This is a genomic window from Asaia sp. VD9 (assembly GCF_037150015.1).
GTDB lineage: Bacteria > Pseudomonadota > Alphaproteobacteria > Acetobacterales > Acetobacteraceae > Asaia.
In genome coordinates, this window is sequence record NZ_JBBCQM010000033.1 from 1 (window position 1) to 3,941 (window position 3,941).

Annotated in this window: 5 protein-coding genes; all 5 read left to right on the forward strand. The window is 58.3% G+C overall.

The window, feature by feature from the left end; translation table 11 throughout:
- Nucleotides 1-244 precede the first annotated feature (244 nt).
- On the forward strand, nucleotides 245-787 hold the full coding sequence (locus WFJ47_RS16380; protein ID WP_062810081.1) for a hypothetical protein: 543 nt from the start codon (nucleotides 245-247) through the stop codon (nucleotides 785-787).
- 151 nt (nucleotides 788-938) lie between these two features.
- Nucleotides 939-1,334, forward strand: a complete 396-nt coding sequence (locus WFJ47_RS16385) for a hypothetical protein (RefSeq protein ID WP_007284689.1) — start codon at nucleotides 939-941, stop codon at nucleotides 1,332-1,334.
- Between the two features lie 97 nt (nucleotides 1,335-1,431).
- Complete coding sequence (locus tag WFJ47_RS16390) at nucleotides 1,432-1,917, forward strand: hypothetical protein (protein WP_010665807.1); 486 nt, start codon at nucleotides 1,432-1,434, stop codon at nucleotides 1,915-1,917.
- Between the two features lie 286 nt (nucleotides 1,918-2,203).
- On the forward strand, nucleotides 2,204-2,620 hold the full coding sequence (locus WFJ47_RS16395; RefSeq protein WP_007284693.1) for a hypothetical protein: 417 nt from the start codon (nucleotides 2,204-2,206) through the stop codon (nucleotides 2,618-2,620).
- Between the two features lie 46 nt (nucleotides 2,621-2,666).
- Nucleotides 2,667-3,062, forward strand: coding sequence for a hypothetical protein (locus WFJ47_RS16400; RefSeq protein WP_007284694.1), 396 nt, complete (start codon nucleotides 2,667-2,669; stop codon nucleotides 3,060-3,062).
- Nucleotides 3,063-3,941: the final 879 nt, after the last annotated feature.

Genomic DNA, 3,941 nt, shown 5'->3' on the forward strand with positions numbered 1-3,941 from the left:
GCTGGAGAGACCTTGCACGCGATTAAAGAACGAAAGGCGTCGCTGCGCTGCCTTTCGCCCTGCCGCTGGCAGGTCGAACGAAAGGCTGGGGTTTTGAGGGGGCGGATGCAAGGGTAATTTTTGGCGGAATACTGCCGTTTTCTCTTGCCTCTCCCTTATTATATCTTGTATATAATAGAGACACCGGGCGGGAAAACGTGGGGGGATCGTCCCCCTCCCCGTCCGAACATGGGAGGGTAAACCTATGTCACTTCTTTCCGGTCTGATGGGCTTTCTGTTCCGCTCCAAAAAGATGCCACCTCGCCCCAATCCGGCAGACGTTCTTGATCGCGCCATCACCGACACGCAGGCATGGTACAGCCGCCTGTCCGACCGGCTGGATGATACCTCGGAAGATTCCTATGCGACCCGAAACGAGCTGCGTGATCGGATGTATTATGTCCAGCACTTCGAAGATGCGATGAAACAGGCCAAGGCCACCAGTTCCATGACCGTCGATCTCAGCATCAGGTATGGCGTGTATGATGACCCCGAGGACGACGCGATCGCCCGTTATGAAGCCGCATCATGCGGCCTGGAATATGTCCCCGACGAGCAGCGCGAAGAGGCCGAGTATGCGAGTGCCCTATGGGGTATCACCGAGGTACAACAGGCGCTGGAAGCGGCGGGCTTTACCGTCCTCACCGGCTTTCATGCCTACCTGATCGACCCTGAAGAAAGCCAGCGCGCGATGGAAGCCTTCCATGCCGAGATACTGGCCGAGCAAGAGCAGGCAGCCTGCGCCTGAATCCGGGAGAGAGGCCGTCTTGCCGGCCTCTCCACCATTCGCGAGAAAAATTTCATTTTTCTCTTGAACCCTCTTTATTATATCTCGTATATATTAGAGGCGGGCCGGGAGGATAAAACCGTTCGATCCGTCGCACAGGGAGGATAGCCCTATGTCCAAGGAAGACCACGCCGAAAAACAGGTATCGCCTCTTCACAATACCTTGCCGCTGATCCGGCTGGATCGCGACGAATACAGCACGATTTCGGCGATGAAGACAAAGCCGGATCTGATGGCCTACTGGACCCGTAAGGGCCGCGTTCGCGCCTGCGAAGCCGCCGTCCTGCCGGATCTGTGGGTCACGACCATCGGCAGCGACGGCACCGAGATCGAGGGGCTGATGCTGTCATGCCTGTGGGAAGGTCCACGGGACCAGCGCACCAGCTACGATCTGGACTCTGTTTATACCGTCCTGGTCCCCTTCATCGGCTTCGGTCGGGTGGCGGGCTGGATGACAACAGATACCGTTCTTTCCCGTATCGACAGCACGGGGCTGCGTATCGACTGAAACGATTCAAAAAACAAACGGGTTTTTCTTGTGATTTCGTCAGGAGGACCGCAGCATGAATGCCATATCGTCAATAAATGCGGGCCGGAAGCACAGCATGACGCAGACAGATGACAGTCCTGCGAATGGCAAGCGAACCGGACCCGTGGCAGACGCGGTTCTTGCCCTGCGCATCATGGTCGATGCACGGACCGAAGCGAAAATGGTCCTGATGGGTCTCACGAGCTATGTCGATGCCGTGGCCCATCTGGAAGCCAAACTAGCAGAGGAAGCAGAACGCCAGAATATTTCGGCAGATTTTGAAAAACTGGCCGAACATAGTCTCGAAGATGCCCTGCGCGTGGTTGAGTTCGAGCTGGACGAGCTGATGGCCCATCTCATGAGCTTGGCCGTGGCGATGAAAGCAGAGAATGCGCCGGTCGAGCGTATCCGCTCATGGGTGCAAAGCGCGGCCGATTCATACGGGATGGCCTTCCGGATCATGGTCCCCGTATGGCGGCTCAGGTCACTGGTCGATGCCGCCTTGCGGGAACCGCCCCCTGATGACGCTGAGCCAGCCGGGGAAGCTCACCTGGGCGACTAGACCAGCAAGCACGGACGATCGTGGTGAACGTCCGTGTCTCTATTATATCGCGGATATAAAAGGATGAAGCGATGACTGATCGCGTGAGATACGAAGCTCTCGTCCGCCGCTATGAGCGGATGTCTGTTGCCCGGCCGGGATACCCGGTCGGCGCCGATGGCCCCTTTCCCGCACATATCTGCGTGGGGTCGGTCCGCTTGCCCGTCCAGATGGAGGGCGGCCGGCTCTCTCGTTATTATATCCGATATATGTTAAAGGAGAGGATCTGTGCCTTGAAAGAGTTTCGATGTCTGAATCCGCGTCTGCTGTCCCTGTCCTTGATCGCACCCCGCGCCTGACGCTGTTCCGCGTCAAGCCCGCCGTGCGCCGGCAGCTCGAAGAGTATGTAAACGATAACGACACCTCCATGCGCTGCGCCATCCTTCAGGCGCTGAAGACGATCGGCGTGCATGTGGAGCCCGAGGATCTGGTACCCGAACGCAAGCGGCGTCTCAAACCGCATACGGGCGACGACACGGGCGAGCTGGTCGGGCTCTCCGTCAGCCTGCCGGTCTATGTCCGCGTAGCGGCAGAACTTTGGATGCGCGAGCATCCGGGAATGCGCCTCGTGAACATGGTCCTGACCGGACTGAAGGAGATGGGCTTCGAGATTGATGATGAAGACCTGACCGCAAAATGGACCTGGAAACCCTTTGTGGGGTGACGCTCACAGCCCGCCAGCTCAAACCAACAAACCCCGGAAAAGACCCATGACCGCGAAACAGGACAATGAACGGGCGGCGCTGGCACGCCTGATTAAAATTGCAAAGGGTGACACCGGACAATCGCGGCGTGTCGCGGATTTCCTGCTGGCATGGTGGAATGCAGGATCGTGCGGATCGTTTGATCTCACGTCGCTATGGGCGCTCGATAGGGCCATCGTGGAAGATATGACAGTCGTTTTCGGTCTGATTGGTCAGGCCGGCAATTATCCCGATCAGCTCGATCGTGCCCTTGGCCAGGAATTCGCCGCGATCATCGCGCAATGGCGATCGGCCTGTCATCCCACGTCCGCCTTCGCGGTTCCTCTCATGACATGCGCCACCATGAGGGGAACCGCGTCTTTCGTCATGGCGCAGCGAGCAGTGTCCCGTACGTCCCGATGATCCTCTGCACGACTGCTTCGTTGGCCGCCGCCCCGGAGCACGAGTTCAAAAACGCGGCACGCCTTGCTGCCGTTGCACCTGGCTCGTATCCCCAAAAGCCCCATACCTGAATACTGAAAAATTCTCCGACCGGGCCGCTGCAACCTGCACCTGTCGCCGGCATTCCGGCCATGCACAACAAAGCCGCACAGGGCTCCGCATGGGCGGCCGGTGAATACGAAACAGCACCGCCGATCATTGCTGCCCCGATCGCAATAAACAGTCTCTTCATGGCTGTGATTCCCTGTTCGTGGGAACAGAAATTTCGCAGAAAATTACATTTTTCTCAATTAAAACTGCACCAGACCGCCATTTAATCAGGTTTTACAAATCAGATCGCTTCTTCTTGTTCCCTAGATGACCTGTTCTGATGATGCGTGCGGGTTTTTTCGGGGGCTTGATCTCCGCTCTAGTTCGTAAGGCCGCGAGCCAGGTGCGCTGCACCTGTCTCCCGGCCAACTCACCGGAGCCAGCCGCCGCCCTGCGCTGCGCTGCGGTCGCCGTCTGTCTCTACCCATCCGGGTAACGATCGGAAGCCCGGTATGTCCCCCCGGTGCTCGCCCCCCCAAGGGGGGCTGCGCTGGTGCCAGCAGCCTCGCTCCGGTCTAGGGGATCATCCACCCCATCTTCCTGCGCTCCCTTTGGTCGCTCCGTGCAGACGGGTCCCCTGAGATGACCCCTAGACCTGCGCTGCGTTGCCGGCGGATCTGAAGGTGTCGGGACATGGCGTAATCGCGACGAGAGGGGATGCCATACGTGTATGATGACCCCAGTCACGGAAATGATGGAGGACAGCATGTGTGCTACCCACAATGATGATCTGAAATATGTCGGCCTGGA

What these genes read in the sequence shown, in the direction of transcription:
- WFJ47_RS16400 (WP_007284694.1), top strand. Translation starts at nt 2,667, where the DNA reads ATGACCGCGAAACAGGACAATGAACGGGCGGCGCTGGCACGCCTGATT.
- WFJ47_RS16395 (WP_007284693.1), top strand. Translation starts at nt 2,204, where the DNA reads ATGTCTGAATCCGCGTCTGCTGTCCCTGTCCTTGATCGCACCCCGCGC.
- WFJ47_RS16390 (WP_010665807.1), top strand. Translation starts at nt 1,432, where the DNA reads ATGACGCAGACAGATGACAGTCCTGCGAATGGCAAGCGAACCGGACCC.
- WFJ47_RS16385 (WP_007284689.1), top strand. Translation starts at nt 939, where the DNA reads ATGTCCAAGGAAGACCACGCCGAAAAACAGGTATCGCCTCTTCACAAT.
- WFJ47_RS16380 (WP_062810081.1), top strand. Translation starts at nt 245, where the DNA reads ATGTCACTTCTTTCCGGTCTGATGGGCTTTCTGTTCCGCTCCAAAAAG.